The 13,424-nt window shown below is 34.3% G+C and carries 19 protein-coding genes; 13 read left to right on the plus strand and 6 right to left on the minus strand.

All coding sequences use genetic code 11. The features are described 5' to 3' along the window. The first annotated feature begins 145 nt into the window (after positions 1-145). From ACLLO5_RS25615 to ACLLO5_RS25635, 5 genes are all read left to right on the plus strand, one after another. Positions 146-1,402, plus strand: coding sequence for a hypothetical protein (locus ACLLO5_RS25615; RefSeq protein WP_413173288.1), 1,257 nt, complete (start codon positions 146-148; stop codon positions 1,400-1,402). Positions 1,403-1,720: 318 nt separating this feature from the next. Then, positions 1,721-2,854 carry an ISAs1 family transposase gene (locus ACLLO5_RS25620; protein WP_413172683.1) on the plus strand — a complete coding sequence of 378 codons (1,134 nt, stop codon included), beginning with the start codon at positions 1,721-1,723 and terminating at the stop codon, positions 2,852-2,854. 482 nt (positions 2,855-3,336) lie between these two features. Next, positions 3,337-3,534: a type II toxin-antitoxin system Phd/YefM family antitoxin gene (locus tag ACLLO5_RS25625; RefSeq protein ID WP_413173289.1), complete on the plus strand. Its 198-nt coding sequence runs from the start codon at positions 3,337-3,339 to the stop codon at positions 3,532-3,534. Between the two features lie 33 nt (positions 3,535-3,567). Continuing rightward, positions 3,568-3,828 carry a hypothetical protein gene (locus ACLLO5_RS25630; RefSeq protein ID WP_413173290.1) on the plus strand — a complete coding sequence of 87 codons (261 nt, stop codon included), beginning with the start codon at positions 3,568-3,570 and terminating at the stop codon, positions 3,826-3,828. Beyond that, positions 3,829-4,161 carry a type II toxin-antitoxin system VapC family toxin gene (locus tag ACLLO5_RS25635; protein WP_413173291.1) on the plus strand — a complete coding sequence of 111 codons (333 nt, stop codon included), beginning with the start codon at positions 3,829-3,831 and terminating at the stop codon, positions 4,159-4,161. It begins immediately after the preceding gene. Between the two features lie 79 nt (positions 4,162-4,240). Here the strand turns inward: ACLLO5_RS25635 and ACLLO5_RS25640 are convergent, their stop codons facing one another. After that, entirely contained in the window at positions 4,241-4,645 is a 405-nt protein-coding gene (locus tag ACLLO5_RS25640) for a type II toxin-antitoxin system VapC family toxin (RefSeq protein WP_413173292.1), read from the minus strand. After that, the gene (locus ACLLO5_RS25645) at positions 4,633-4,890 is read right to left on the minus strand and encodes an AbrB/MazE/SpoVT family DNA-binding domain-containing protein (RefSeq protein ID WP_413173293.1); all 258 of its coding nucleotides are present in this window, start codon (positions 4,888-4,890) and stop codon (positions 4,633-4,635) included. The genes ACLLO5_RS25640 and ACLLO5_RS25645 overlap by 13 nt, the downstream gene beginning before the upstream one ends. A gap of 211 nt (positions 4,891-5,101) precedes the next feature. Here ACLLO5_RS25645 and ACLLO5_RS25650 point away from each other — a divergent pair, with 211 nt between their 5' ends. The 4 genes from ACLLO5_RS25650 (at position 5,102) to ACLLO5_RS25665 (ending at position 7,003) form a co-directional block, all read left to right on the plus strand. Beyond that, entirely contained in the window at positions 5,102-5,350 is a 249-nt protein-coding gene (locus ACLLO5_RS25650) for a hypothetical protein (RefSeq protein WP_413173294.1), read from the plus strand. A 180-nt stretch (positions 5,351-5,530) separates the two neighbouring features. Next, complete coding sequence (locus ACLLO5_RS25655) at positions 5,531-5,773, plus strand: type II toxin-antitoxin system VapC family toxin (RefSeq protein ID WP_413173295.1); 243 nt, start codon at positions 5,531-5,533, stop codon at positions 5,771-5,773. A gap of 226 nt (positions 5,774-5,999) precedes the next feature. After that, entirely contained in the window at positions 6,000-6,644 is a 645-nt protein-coding gene (locus tag ACLLO5_RS25660) for a GUN4 domain-containing protein (RefSeq protein WP_413173296.1), read from the plus strand. Positions 6,645-6,763: 119 nt separating this feature from the next. Further along, a complete protein-coding gene (locus ACLLO5_RS25665) occupies positions 6,764-7,003 on the plus strand; it encodes a hypothetical protein (RefSeq protein WP_413173297.1) in 240 nt (79 codons plus the stop codon). A gap of 162 nt (positions 7,004-7,165) precedes the next feature. Here ACLLO5_RS25665 and hpsU read toward each other — a convergent pair whose 3' ends face one another. The 4 genes from hpsU to ACLLO5_RS25685 form a co-directional block, all read right to left on the minus strand. Beyond that, positions 7,166-7,735 carry a hormogonium polysaccharide biosynthesis acetyltransferase HpsU gene (gene hpsU / locus ACLLO5_RS25670; protein ID WP_413173298.1) on the minus strand — a complete coding sequence of 190 codons (570 nt, stop codon included), beginning with the start codon at positions 7,733-7,735 and terminating at the stop codon, positions 7,166-7,168. Between the two features lie 97 nt (positions 7,736-7,832). Continuing rightward, on the minus strand, positions 7,833-8,774 hold the full coding sequence (locus ACLLO5_RS25675) for a glycosyltransferase family 2 protein (RefSeq protein WP_413173299.1): 942 nt from the start codon (positions 8,772-8,774) through the stop codon (positions 7,833-7,835). Positions 8,775-8,793: 19 nt separating this feature from the next. Further along, positions 8,794-9,726: a glycosyltransferase gene (locus ACLLO5_RS25680; protein ID WP_413173300.1), complete on the minus strand. Its 933-nt coding sequence runs from the start codon at positions 9,724-9,726 to the stop codon at positions 8,794-8,796. A 267-nt stretch (positions 9,727-9,993) separates the two neighbouring features. After that, positions 9,994-10,800, minus strand: a complete 807-nt coding sequence (locus ACLLO5_RS25685; RefSeq protein WP_413173301.1) for a hypothetical protein — start codon at positions 10,798-10,800, stop codon at positions 9,994-9,996. Between the two features lie 160 nt (positions 10,801-10,960). On the opposite strand from ACLLO5_RS25685, the gene cobU reads away from it, so the two are divergent. The 4 genes from cobU (at position 10,961) to ACLLO5_RS25705 (ending at position 13,282) form a co-directional block, all read left to right on the plus strand. Then, positions 10,961-11,509, plus strand: coding sequence for a bifunctional adenosylcobinamide kinase/adenosylcobinamide-phosphate guanylyltransferase (gene cobU, locus ACLLO5_RS25690; RefSeq protein ID WP_413173302.1), 549 nt, complete (start codon positions 10,961-10,963; stop codon positions 11,507-11,509). Positions 11,510-11,565: 56 nt separating this feature from the next. Then, positions 11,566-12,015 (plus strand): hypothetical protein, encoded by a 450-nt coding sequence (locus ACLLO5_RS25695; protein ID WP_413173303.1) that lies wholly within the window; start codon positions 11,566-11,568, stop codon positions 12,013-12,015. Between the two features lie 420 nt (positions 12,016-12,435). Next, on the plus strand, positions 12,436-12,690 hold the full coding sequence (locus ACLLO5_RS25700) for a hypothetical protein (RefSeq protein ID WP_413173304.1): 255 nt from the start codon (positions 12,436-12,438) through the stop codon (positions 12,688-12,690). A 280-nt stretch (positions 12,691-12,970) separates the two neighbouring features. Then, positions 12,971-13,282 (plus strand): CTB family bacteriocin, encoded by a 312-nt coding sequence (locus tag ACLLO5_RS25705; RefSeq protein ID WP_413173305.1) that lies wholly within the window; start codon positions 12,971-12,973, stop codon positions 13,280-13,282. Positions 13,283-13,424: the final 142 nt, after the last annotated feature.

The raw sequence follows: 13,424 nt of genomic DNA on the forward strand, positions 1-13,424 counted from the left end.
ACATTGAGGATATTTTTGTAAGTATAGTTACTAAGACAAGGTAAATATTAAATTTTAGTTAAATTTTAATAAGTAAAAGCCCCTAATCTTGTTGGGTGAAGTTTTTATAATTATACTTTATATTGTTACTTTCTCTATATTGAATATGACTACACAATCAGAGAATAAATTCCCATTCTGTGAGATTTTAGAACGCTGTAAAAAAGCAAATATTAAAACTGAAGTTTTACAAATGATATACCAACCGTGGATTCAAGTGAATTTACAACCTGAAGCACAAACTAAAAAAGATAAAATAAATATTTTTATAAAGAATGTTGAAGAAGCCGAGATGCTACTTGATATTGATTTTGAAACCATTTACGCAATCAGTAAATATCATGGTTATTATTCAATTCAAGATCACTATATTGAAGCTATGCTTGAATATGCAGGTAGCAAAGGACATTCTTCAATCTATACACAAGTAATTAAACAATTGGGAATCTTAGAAGCATCATATAATGATCCTATAAATCAATCTTCACAAATCCAAGAGACAGTAAATAGTGATAGGATTTTTATTTCAAAAAATCAATATTCCGATGTAAAATTATCACTTGGTTTATCTGAAAAATACTTTTCTATTTTAGAAGGTTTATCTTCTTGGAAGATAAATCAAACACCTGAATCATTACAACTTAAATTAACAACTATCCGTATAGAAAATGTAAATATTTCATCACATGAAGATGCATTAGCAATACTGGAAAAAATTGGTAATTCATTACTATTTCAATTAAATATTCAAACAGTATTACCAATATATCTTGCACCTAGAGAAAATCAAGATTATAGTATTATTCCTTCTATCATACGAAAACGAAATTCATCTAATGAAATTCAACCTGTTGAGCTTAACTTCCCTACACATGAGTATGATACAGAACCTACGTCTTTGTACTGGTATGCAAATACAGCACCAAGGATGCCAATTTTACAATATTTGGCTTACTACCAAGTTATTGAGTTCTATTTTCCTAGATTTAAAAATAATGATGATACTAATGAGATAACTTCGTTAAAAGCAACAATAAAAAATTGTGTACAACCTGAAGATATAAAATCATTTTTTGAAGAAGAATCCCGACTAAAGTTTTTTAGAAATTATGATAAATGGAAGGATATCACGACTAAACCAAGCCCAATAAGGAAACAAAGTGATATTGTAAATGATACAGCAATTCGTATCTATGATATACGTTGTAAAATAGTTCATACCAAAAACTTAGATTCCAGTGATGAACCAAAATTTATTCTACCATTCTCAAAAGAAGCTCAAAAATTAGGGCATGATATTGAATTAGTTCAATTTATAGCTAGAAAAGTTCTGGAACATTGTAGAAAACCTTTAACAATTTAGAATTGTAATTATTCTAAAACATACCGACTTAACCCCCCAACCCCCTTTCCTGTTAGGAAAGGGGGAGAGGTCAATATTGCTTTACCATTTGATATAATTGTAAAAATAGACTTAATCCATTAACCAGGGGAAACGCATCTAATTTATTTTGACAAAATGTAACTTATGTGAATACAAAAAAAGGGTAACACTAGTAAGTTGGTATCAAGTCAATAAACACATATGAAAAAATTTGATGGTAAATTTCGTTTATAGAAGAATCAATAAAATGGGGTGAAGTGGTATTCTCTTTTTAATTCAAAGAGAAAAAACCCGAAAATGAAGCTATCACCAAAAATCACAATAGTAGATCACTTTAAAGATTTAGAAGATAAAAGAGTTGAACGGACAAAAAAGCATAAATTAATTGATATAGTCACCATTGCGATTTGTGCAGTAATATGTGGAGCAGATAGTTGGGTATTGATGGAGACTTATGGAAAAAAGAAAGAAAAATGGCTAAAACAATTTTTAGAACTACCAAATGGAATTCCCTCCCATGATACATTTGCCAGAGTATTTGCGAGAATAGACCCACAACAATTACAGAATAGTTTTTTGAGTTGGATAAAATCAATAAATAAAATTACCCAGGGAGAAGTAATAGCAATAGACGGTAAAACGTTAAGGCATTCATATGATAAAGGAAAGGATAAAGGTGCTATTCACATGGTGAGTGCATGGGCAACCACTAATCGTCTAGTATTAGGACAATGTAAGGTAGATGAAAAATCAAATGAAATAACAGCAATACCAGAATTAATCAAAGTATTAGATATAGCCGGATGTATAGTAACAATTGATGCAATGGGGTGTCAAAAAGAGATAGTAAAATCAATTGTAGATAAATCAGGTGAATATGTTATTGCACTAAAAAAGAATCAAGGTAATTTATATAAAAACGTAGAAGAAATTTTCAAAGAGGCTATAACCAAAGGGTTTGAGGGATTCAAATGTAGTGATTTTCATACAAAGCAAGACGAACATGGAAGAGAAGAAATACGTCATTATCTGATGTTATCAGACATTCAAGAAAGAATAGATACAGGCAAAAAATGGATAAACCTTCAAAGTGTAGGAATGGTAGAATATATACGAAAAGTCAATGGAAAAACAAAAGTTGAAACCCGTTATTATATTAGTAGTTTGACAGATAATGCGAAATTATTAGGAGAATCAGTGAGAAGCCATTGGGGTATAGAAAACTCATTACATTGGGTCTTGGATGTAGCGTTGAGAGAAGATGATTGTAGAATAAGAAAGGATAATGCACCACAAAATTTTGCCGTTCTACGTCATATAGCAGTAAATGCAGTAAGAAAAGAAAAAAGCCAAAAACTAGGAATTAAAAATAAGCAGATTTGTGCAGGATGGGATAATGAATATTTAGAGAAGATTTTAGAATGTATCTGATAAAAATCAGAATATTTAGATAAACATAAATAATTTATTCTCACCAGATTCTCAAAAGAATCTAGATTTGTGATGTCAAAAATCTAGATATTCAGACAATTAATATATAGAAATGAACAAAATTAACTCATTATTGAAAATAACTAATTACTCTAAATTTATTAAAATCTTAGGATATTAATAAAGGACTTAATCAGCATTTCAATTCCATTATTATGTTTTTCTCTGTCTAGATACACTAATATGACATTTTGTCAATATAATTTAGATGCGTTTCCCCTGTTATTTTAGATGACTTTGCGGCTAGAAAAGAAGCAATAAGATTAGGATTAAATGTTAAAGGAACTTTAGCAGTAATTCGTAAACTACAGGTAGATGGTAAAATTATTATTTCAGATTTAGATATATTGTACAAACAAATTAGAGAGGTTAATTTTAGAGTAAAACGAGAAATTTTTGATAGTATTTTTAAGGATTGATAAATGATTGAATTACATCCTGAGTTTTTAACAAAAAATGGTCAAAAGCAATTTGCAGTTTTACCTTATGAGGAATTTTTAAAAATTAAGGAATTGTTAGAAGATTTGGAAGATTTAAGGGATTTGCGGGATGCTAAGGAAGAAGAGAAAGATAGTCTTTCAGTATCTTTAGCCGAAGTAAAAAAGATGTTATTATCTTGATGGTTGTCAATTATTTAATAGGTGAACAAAATCATGTTAAAAACTTTTAACGCTATTTTGAAAAACAATTCTATTCAATGGGTTGATGAAACTCCTGAAATAGAATTAGATAGTTCAATAAAGGTGCATATTACTTTATTAGAAGACACAGCAACAGCTAAAAACAAATCGAATGGTCAAAAAATGGCAGAAGCGTTAAGGAAAATCTCAAAAAAGAATATTTTTACTGAAATTGATCCGCAGAAATGGCAACAAGAAATTCGTCAAGATCGCTCTCTTCCTAATCGTGATTAAATGATGTTACTTGATAGCAACATTATTATCTATGCAGCACAACTAGAAAATGAGTTTTTAAGGGATTTTATCGATGAAAATTCTCCTTATGTATCTGCTCTTTCTTATCTCGAAGTATTGGGGTATCATCAGCTAAATGATGAGGATAAAACCTATTTTGAGGAGTTTTTTAATGCTTCTCAAATCTTACCAATTTCTCAAGCGGTAATTGAGCAAGGAGTAAAACTAAAACAGATTAAAAAAATGTCTTTAGGAGATGCTATTATTGCAGAAACAGCATTAGTTTATGATTTAACTAGGAGTTTGGTAAAGCGAATATTCAGCAAGTTTTAACCAGTGTGGGAATTATGTATTTTAGTAAGGTTTCTAATTTGGAAGGATGGTTAAAGAAGCAATAAACAAATATACCAATTTACAAATCAGGTTTTTTGACTGTTGAGTTAGATAAATTTTGAGACTTTTTAATAAATTTTTCATCAAAAGTATAGAACTCTAAACAATGATTACTGGAAGCTAAATGAAAAGCATCTGCAAAATCTACACCTTTTTCATGCCATTCAATAACTTGTAAAATTAACTTTTCATTAGTTAAATAAACATTAGGTAAACCAAAAATATTTCTCAAAGCTTGACAAATTTCCAATGGTTTTAATTTGTAAGCAAACCGCAACACCCATTCAGTTTCTAAGATGACAGTATCAGGAATAAAAATATTTTTACTTTTGAATAATGCTAAACTTTGTTGATACTGTATTTCATCATCTTTAGTAAGCAATCTAATAATAATATTAGTATCAACAGCAATCATTGATGCCATAATTCTTCTATTCCTTGCGCTATTGCTTGATCCATTTCTTGAATAGTTTTGGCTTTTCCTTGATAGTTCAAACAACCAGCAACATCATCTAATTTTGTTTCTGGAAAAGTTTTTTTAGGCTTTAATAAAATTCCATCTCCCACATTAATGATTATTAATTCTTGGCCATCTTGCCAATGATACTGATCTCTTAAAACTTGGGGAATAGTAACTTGACCTTGACTTGATAGTTTAGTAATTTCCATTTAAATAACGTTCCACTGTTGATGGTAATCCAATTTTAACATACGTTTATATCTATAGACATCTCATTACCCAACCGCTATTTGGGTATGGTTTTGTGAGTGCGATCGCGCAAGCGATGACTTGTCAGTTCGCTTATTACCCTTACAGTTGAAAAACAAGCCAAACCCTTGCTAAAATAATATTACTCACCCCTTAAACTACCATAAATCTATGCAAACTAAAGAATTAATTATACAAGAACTACAGCAAATACCAGAAGTTGAACTAACCCAAATACTTAATTACATTCGTGCTGTTAAAGAAAAAAGCAACTCCCAACCAACTGAATATAAACCTATTTGGGAAGTAGCTGATGATATCATCAAAGATATTCCTCAAGAAGTCTTAGAAACACTTCCTCTTGATGGTGCAGTAAAACATGATTACTATCTTTATCAACAAAATCTTATCCAAGAATAGACAATAGATAATGAAAAGCGTTTTTGCAGATACATTTTATTGGGTAGCATTAATTAATAAAAGTGATTCATGGAATCAGCGTGTAAGAAATTATAGCGGCAATCTCTCAAATATTGAGATTATTACTACAGAGTAAATTTTAACAGAAACTATAAATTTTTTGCTTCTTTTCCTACACCAATGAGAGCAGCAGTTTCTCATCTAGTAGTTAAAATTATTGCAGATCATAATATTCAAGTAATTGCTCAAACCCATGCATCATTTATAGCAGGTTTAGAGTTATTTCAACAACGATTTGATAAAGGATATAGTTTAACAGACTGTATTTCTATGGTGACAATGAAAAAGCTCAATATCATGGAAATCTTGACTCATGATAAACATTTTACACAAGAGGGTTTTCTCATCTTGTTTAAAGATTAACAGTTAAATTGGGTATAGCTTGTGAGAGCGATCTCATAGCTTACTGAAAGTATCGCCTTACCATTTAAACATACATTCGTATCTATCTATATTAGTCATCTCATTACCCAATCGCTTGTTTAATGAATGTAAGTAGGATGAGAGATCGATCGCCATTTTAGGTATGATTCAGGTGCGATCGCGAATGATAGATTATTTTACACTAAAATACTCAACGCAAAAGTATATGTGGATACCAGTAGATTTCAGTTACAAAGATTTAAAAATTGCCCTAGAAGCGAAAGATTGGCAGAAAGCAAATGAAGAAATTATTTGTGTATTCGATCATGTGTGGGCTGATCAATTACATAATTATATTAAATGTAGTGACCTATTTATCATTGATCGTCTGTGGACAGATTACAGTGACGGACACTTTGGTTTAAGTAAGCAACTGCAAATATGGGATAAAGTAAATCATAATTTTCCGGCTTTTATAAATAGAGTTGGTTGGAGAATTGATGGACAAGAGATTGAATCTTTTGATCAACTAAACTATTCTATGACTGCACCTCCAGGACATTTACCACTAATTTTCAATCATCATGGTATATGTCAAGAACTTATACCTGGTTGGTGGGAAGCTTTAGTAAAGCTAATTAAAGATTGTCAAGAAATCAAAGAAGGAAATGAAGGAAGGAAAGTTTGTGAACTTCAAACTTTACTAAAAGAAAAAAATTGTTATGGTGGTTCGATTGATGGACATTTCAACTTTCGCACTAAAAATGCCGTCCGGCTTTTTCAAGGAAATCAAAATCTTGAAAGAACTGGAATTGCTGATTTAGAAACATGGAAAAAATTGCTAGGAGAACGACTAATTCGAGTAGATTAGTACCTCGAAAGAGTGTTGAAAGCAATCGCTTTGTGTATTAGGATAATGAGAGTGCGATCGCTTTACCAGTTGATATAATTATCAAAGTAAACCCCATCTCTTTAAAATTATCCAGAGCAATGAATCACCAAATAACTTTTCAAGAAATTGCCTCTCAAGTGCAATTATTCCAGAGTATAGAACAAAAAGAAACATTTATATTTGTACTCGGTGCTTTAACATCTCGGTTGATTAGTTTACATAAAGCAGCCGAAATCATGGAAATGGATACAGAAATATTTTTGAAAGTTTTAGAATTAATGGGAATAGATTTTTCATATCTTACCAGTGAAGATATCGCTATAGAAAAAAACTGGTAAGCATGATGAAAATAGTATTTAACTCTTCCCCCTTAATTACACATATTGATGGAAAACAAAAATGTCTGTATTCCTTACCTGTTCCCTGTTCCCTGTTCCCTCTCCTAACTATGAAATTTATTTTGCACGACTACTTATATTTGGAAAAATAGACTTAATCCATTACTTAATTGATGTGACTCTCGGATATTGGGGACGACAGGGACTCCCCCAGCAAACTTGACCTGGTGGCATATTGGTAAATACGCTGCTACGCGCACCTATGACGGCATTAGCGCCAATTTCCACTCCTGGAGCGATAAAACAATCTGTTGCTACCCATGCACCGTTACCGATGGTAATACTTGCTGTTTTCAAACCAAAGGCTGGATCTTGGATGTCATGACTACCTGTACACAGGTAACTTTTTTGGGAAACTATACACTGTTCGCCAATGTGAATCTGATCCAAGCTGTAAAATACTACGTCATCACCAATCCAACTGTAGTTACCGATGGTAACTTTCCAAGGATAGGTAAAACGGGCTGTGGGTCGAATTACTACGCCTTTGCCAATTTTAGCTCCAAACAGCCTCAGTAAGGCACAACGGAGATTATTTAGCGGGTGGAGAGTGAGGGGGAATGCGATCGCCTGCACTAACCACCATAACAAAGTATACCAACCTGGACGACCGCGATCAAAACGGGATTGGTCATATTTTCGTAAATCTACATAAGGTTTTTCATCTATCATTGGTAATTGGTAAATATTTATCTTTTTTCTGACTCCTGAACGGCAGTTGCTCCACTTGGGGAAACCCCAAGACCGCACTGCCTCCTCCTGACTCCTGTTATATTGCTGTTTTTTCAACTTCTTGATTTACAATTTTGGGTGTGGAAGCAGGGATTTTTTCAACGTTTAAAGTTCCACCTAAATTCCGTAATTCATATAGTTTGACTCCTATTTGATATTCATATTGACTTAATAAGCGACCGTAAATATATCCGGCTTTGCCATCTAAAAAACCACGCTGAATAATGTAGAACAAAATAAATCTTAAAAATGGTTTAAATGGTAAGCGTACCCACAGGGTTTTTAAGAAGCGTTTGCGTTGTACTGCATCACCAAATAAATTTGCGCCAATAGTGGCACTGTTATCTTTACCTGTGAGCAAATTTAAATAAACACGGGCTTCCCAATTAGAATAGCGGTTATGTCTTTCTAACCAATGATATAAATCCCGAAAGTCTTCGTGGAGCATATCATGTTTGAGATACCCAACTTTTCCTTCCAAGATAACGTGTTCGTGAACTTCGTTATCGCCTGTGTTGGGAATGTCTTCGGTGCTGAGGTTTTCGTAACGGCCTTTTTGATGTTTAAATAACCGCAGATTCCAATCAGGATATTTACCTCCATGACGAATCCATTTCCCTAAGAAAAATACACGGCGATTAATATAATAACCGTTGCATTCTCCGTTTTGAATTACTTCGGCAATTTCAGTCCAAGATTCAGGTGTAATGCGTTCATCACAATCAACTATTAGTACCCATTCATTACGAAAAGGTAGATTTTCTAATGACCAATTTTTCTTTTTTGGCCAACTGCCATTAAATTTAAATTGTACGACTTTAGCACCGTAACTTTCAGCAATTTCTATGCTTTTATCAGTGCTTTGGGAATCGACGATAAAAATTTCGTCGGCTGGTTGTAAACTTGTTAAACAAGCAGGTAGGTTTGCTTGTTCGTTTTTGGCAGGAATAAGTACGGAAACTGGTATTTTAGATGTCATAATAAGCTGTTAATTTAAGTTATTTTTTGTTTTCTTTAAACAGTAGTCCGTGAATTGCTGCGTTTAAATAACCAATCTGACCATAAGCATAGACTAGTTTATCAAATCTTTCGGCTGGATCAGTAATATATTGTAACGATTTATATAAGCCACGTACAAATTTTTCGCTACCTCGTTGTAGTTGGCTAATACCGGCTTTACCAGCGAGTTGTTCTCGATAGCATTCACTGATACCTTGCCACCAACCCCGATTTAAGAACCAGGAGGGTTTTAGGCGTTCTGGGGCGACGTTGTGACCTACTAAGGCTTGGGGAAGATAAGCGACTTGCCAGCCACGCTGAAGGGCAAATTCGGTCATTTGCAATTCTTCGTTGGATAATAGGTTTTTGCCGACTCGTCCTAACTGCGGATCAAAACCTCCTATTTCTTCTAGAAAACTGCGTCTGATGGAGTAATTTAAGCCTCTTGGGGTTGAACCTGGCTGTTGAATGTAGAGGATGTTGTCTCCTAAGTCGTAGGCTCCCAAGTTGGCAGCTAGTCCGGGAGATAGCCATTTTGGTGGTTTGATGTCTGGAGGCCATATCAGGGTAACTTTGCCTCCGGCGATCGCTAATTTAGAATGATCTTGATATGCAGAATACAATACTTGTAACCATTGGGGACTAGCTACGGCATCATCATCTAAATAAGCCAGAATTTCCGCATTGGCATTTTTAGCCCCTGTGTTGCGAGCTACGGATAAGCCAAGGGTGGGTTCAAATATATACTTGAGGTGGGGATGGCTGGATCTTTGTTCTACAACTTCACGAGTGCGATCGCCAGATCCATTATCCACTACCACAATTTCAAAGTTATCTGTAAACTCCTGTGCTAATAGACTATCAATTGCTGCACCTAAGTAGGTATCTCGATTGTGAGTACAAATGATGGCAGAGATTTGGATATCTGGCATTGTCTTGATTGGTATATAGCAGGGAACAGGGAATAGAGAACAGGGTTAAAAGCTTTTTGATGTCAGGCTTGTTAGATAAATTTTGTACCTCATTCAAGTGCATACCGCTATCAGAACTTTTGAGTTCTAGTTTAAAATATGGAATTTTTTGGTTGCTCTTTGCCTGTCAATTTACCCTATAATTACTGATATATGAACCAAATTTTTACATATACAGTGTGGTACTGACAATTTTTACGAAAAATTATTGCACACTTTACTACAACTTCATACTTGTTGTATATGACTATGCAAAGCTACAAGTGTTTCCGCTAGTTGGCTTAAACGAGTTTCCAGATATTGTTTGCGCCCAAACAGTTGACGTAATTTTTGGTAACGGGCAATAGCCATACTCACATTTGGCACTTGTTCGACTGGACATTGACGTGACCAGACTTTGCCAGCAGCATCAATTCCACACAGGCGGTAGTCAGTACGAGAGGAATGATAAGATACTTTATCCCCAGGTTCACAAATTTCTTCTACGTAATCCATCAGCCGTTCAACTTCCGCGTGACGTAGTGTAGCTGTTCCCCCTGGTTCGGATTCTTGCGGATTGGATTCTAACCAACCATTAATAACTGGACCTTCTAAATAAATATCCTGAATTTGCTGGATAATTACTTGTAATTCTGCTTGCCAACCTCCCACAGTTTCTTGAATGTCTTGCAATAAATTCATGGCAAATGCTGGATTTGCTCCGTGCCGATGATTACTAAAGCTTGGGGTTTTAAACTTAGGCAAGCTGGGCGTTTTCCCTCCATTCTCCTCAGTAGGAAAAGTTTGTACGGAATTATGTTTGGGAAATAAATCTGGCTGTGAATCTAAGGGAATTTCCGCATTTATACTGTTATAATCTGTATTTATGCCTTCATCATCTGAAGTTGCTTTACTTTCTCTAGACTTGTTAGATCCAACGCTAATCCTAAAGGAGAAGGGGCGTTTTGTCCCATCACCTGTTTCGGATGACAAGTCAGTAGTGCGTATCCCCAAATCATGTAGAGTTGCCTCAATGCGTTTTAAGCCTGGTTTCATAGAGAGATCCTGAAGCTTGTGTTGGTGGTATTGAATAATTTGTATTGGAAGTGTGTTTAAAAGTGCAAATTATTGACAGAATTAAGAAACGGAAACTTCTCTTTATTATTGTATATCCAGTCTGACGCACCCTAAAAGAAACGAGGAGTCTGATAGAATTATGAGTAGAGTTATATTAATAACAGGCCCAGCACGTTCAGGTAAAAGCGAATGGGCTGAAAATCTAGCTATTGAATCGGAAAAACCAGTTATTTATATAGCAACAGCTACTGAAAATTTACGTGATCAAGAGTGGCAACAACGCATTCAAAAACACAAAGAACGCCGTCCTCAAGATTGGGTAACTCTGAATATACCTGTAAAACTTACTGCTGCCTTAACAGATGTCAAGCCTAACACCTGTATTTTGATTGATTCTTTGGGAACTTGGGTAGCTAATTTTATAGAGCAAGATGATTTAAGTTGGGAAACCACCTTGAGAGAGTTGTTAGAGGTAATACCGTTAGTTGAGGCAGATTTGCTATTCGTTGCCGAAGAAACTGGTTGGGGTGTAGTTCCAGCTTATCCTATGGGTAGAACATTTCGCGATCGCCTTGGTACTTTAGTCCGTCAGTTAGGTGCAATCTGTGAAACGGTTTACTTGGTTACTGGTGGTCATGTTCTCAACCTCAGTATTCTGGGTTTTCCCTTACCACCTGCCAAGTCTTAATTCAAAATTAAAGATTTATTAGATAAAATTTCTGAATTAGCTAGTAAAATCATGATATGGCAAACAAACAAGAAGTTAAAAAATATCTCGCTCATTGGTTTCAGTTAGGGAAAAAAGTGATAGTAGGTCATAGTGACCAAAGCTTCTTACCTAGCTCAGTCCTCAATGGCGATCGCTATAGCCCAGAATTTGAAGAGTGCTGGGAGCAAATTATCTCCTTAGAAATTCGTGACTGTTATCTAGAAGGTACTCACGAAACCATAGCCGAACTGCTAACACCAGCTTGGGAGATGCTTCCTTGTGGACGTTGTGCTATGCCAGTACCTATACGTAGTGTGGGAATGCCAGCTTTGTTTTGTCCTTGTAATAGCTTACCAACATGGCCGAATACAGAACTACCAGCACCACGTAGCCCAGTTAATAGTCTAGAACAATTGACAGAAATTTGTAATGCCTGCGGTGAACGGAGCGATCGTTTAATAGAAAATATTCCCTCAGAGGTTTAACAACTTTTTAGTTATATAAAAAATAAGTTGTTAAATCCTTACTTTTAATGTTTCTTTATATATTAATATACCAATCCTATTGGATTTATAAAAATCATTCACTCTCATATCCCCGATTTCTCTCTGAGGTTGGGGATATTGTTGTTTACAGTACACTGCGCTATCGAACATCAAGCGGCGTTCATTCCCAACTCCTGACTCCTGAATTCTGCTGTAAATACCTCTCTCCAATACTTGTAATTAGCGCGTGTATTTTTCGGAAATAAGGATTTCTAAATCTGGAAATTAAGTTTACAGAAATAGAGCATGACTTCAAGCATTAGTCCTAGATATTCTATTAACAAGCGAGGGGTTGAGCAGCACGCAAAAACAAATCAACTCCAAGCAATAACTCAAATCAAGATCAAGGAGATTTCTATCATGTCTAACTTATTTACCGCAGTATCCATTGAACAGCAAGAAATCGTAGCTGGTGGTTTTGGTCATGATGATGATGATGATGGCTTTGGTGGTGCAGGATACAATTCTAAATATGAAAATGATTCCACCAAGTTACTCAAAATAGAAGATTTGTCTGCTTCCAATGGTCGTCATGGCTCAACATTAAAGATTGGTTCTCTCCTGAAATTGAGAAAAAGCTCACAATACTCTAAGGTTGCAGCGTGGTTTATTTAAAAGCCAAAAATAAAATTACACGCTTTGGTATACCATGAATCGAGTAATTTGAATTAACTAATATTTGATGCCATAGATTTTCTCTAACTCGAATTGATGGTTAGCTTAATCTATAGGAAGAAAAACCGAAAAACATCTCCTATATACCTTTTGTTGACATCATAGGAGTAAATTAAAAATCAGGCATCATTTATTAATTTCAATCAGGACTGTTGATTGTTAATATCTGACAATCAGCAGTCAATTTTAAATCACCGAAAGCGAATCAAAATCAATTAGTATGTCAGACTATATCGATTTTAAAAATCCTAACCTCTTCGTTGAATTATCAGATCAACAACAAGAAATTGTATCAGGAGGATATTCACAATATCCTTTTTTATTACAACTAACAAAAATCACATCTCTATCTAGAAATCAAATATCTTTTTTAGGAACTAGTGACAATACTTCTATCAGCCAAGAAAGCGCATATACATCTACAGAACTAATCATCGGTATGGATTCATCTTTTTTCGGTGGAAATCGCAGACGAAGAAGAAATAGAAGTTTAAATAGCTTATTCAATTTATTATATAGGCTATTCTATTAAAAAAAATTAAGTTATCAAGCCAGATAATCACTCAGGAGATCATAGTCAATGTGGTTTGATTTAAAAGTAATTATTCATTCTCACAATAAATAACCTACTAGCACCTTCAACTTATATTTGCAACTATCTAGGGTGCTTAACT

It is taken from the genome of Anabaena azotica SJ-1 (genome assembly GCF_047275885.1).
GTDB lineage: Bacteria > Cyanobacteriota > Cyanobacteriia > Cyanobacteriales > Nostocaceae > Trichormus_B > Trichormus_B azotica_A.

Coding starts and splice junctions, on each gene's coding strand:
- ACLLO5_RS25615 (WP_413173288.1), top strand. CDS start 146: ATGACTACACAATCAGAGAATAAATTCCCATTCTGTGAGATTTTAGAA.
- ACLLO5_RS25620 (WP_413172683.1), top strand. CDS start 1,721: ATGAAGCTATCACCAAAAATCACAATAGTAGATCACTTTAAAGATTTA.
- ACLLO5_RS25625 (WP_413173289.1), top strand. CDS start 3,337: ATGATTGAATTACATCCTGAGTTTTTAACAAAAAATGGTCAAAAGCAA.
- ACLLO5_RS25630 (WP_413173290.1), top strand. CDS start 3,568: ATGTTAAAAACTTTTAACGCTATTTTGAAAAACAATTCTATTCAATGG.
- ACLLO5_RS25635 (WP_413173291.1), top strand. CDS start 3,829: ATGATGTTACTTGATAGCAACATTATTATCTATGCAGCACAACTAGAA.
- ACLLO5_RS25640 (WP_413173292.1), bottom strand. CDS start 4,645: ATGGCATCAATGATTGCTGTTGATACTAATATTATTATTAGATTGCTT.
- ACLLO5_RS25645 (WP_413173293.1), bottom strand. CDS start 4,890: ATGGAAATTACTAAACTATCAAGTCAAGGTCAAGTTACTATTCCCCAA.
- ACLLO5_RS25650 (WP_413173294.1), top strand. CDS start 5,102: ATGCAAACTAAAGAATTAATTATACAAGAACTACAGCAAATACCAGAA.
- ACLLO5_RS25655 (WP_413173295.1), top strand. CDS start 5,531: ATGAGAGCAGCAGTTTCTCATCTAGTAGTTAAAATTATTGCAGATCAT.
- ACLLO5_RS25660 (WP_413173296.1), top strand. CDS start 6,000: ATGTGGATACCAGTAGATTTCAGTTACAAAGATTTAAAAATTGCCCTA.
- ACLLO5_RS25665 (WP_413173297.1), top strand. CDS start 6,764: ATGAATCACCAAATAACTTTTCAAGAAATTGCCTCTCAAGTGCAATTA.
- hpsU (WP_413173298.1), bottom strand. CDS start 7,735: ATGATAGATGAAAAACCTTATGTAGATTTACGAAAATATGACCAATCC.
- ACLLO5_RS25675 (WP_413173299.1), bottom strand. CDS start 8,774: ATGACATCTAAAATACCAGTTTCCGTACTTATTCCTGCCAAAAACGAA.
- ACLLO5_RS25680 (WP_413173300.1), bottom strand. CDS start 9,726: ATGCCAGATATCCAAATCTCTGCCATCATTTGTACTCACAATCGAGAT.
- ACLLO5_RS25685 (WP_413173301.1), bottom strand. CDS start 10,800: ATGAAACCAGGCTTAAAACGCATTGAGGCAACTCTACATGATTTGGGG.
- cobU (WP_413173302.1), top strand. CDS start 10,961: ATGAGTAGAGTTATATTAATAACAGGCCCAGCACGTTCAGGTAAAAGC.
- ACLLO5_RS25695 (WP_413173303.1), top strand. CDS start 11,566: ATGGCAAACAAACAAGAAGTTAAAAAATATCTCGCTCATTGGTTTCAG.
- ACLLO5_RS25700 (WP_413173304.1), top strand. CDS start 12,436: ATGTCTAACTTATTTACCGCAGTATCCATTGAACAGCAAGAAATCGTA.
- ACLLO5_RS25705 (WP_413173305.1), top strand. CDS start 12,971: ATGTCAGACTATATCGATTTTAAAAATCCTAACCTCTTCGTTGAATTA.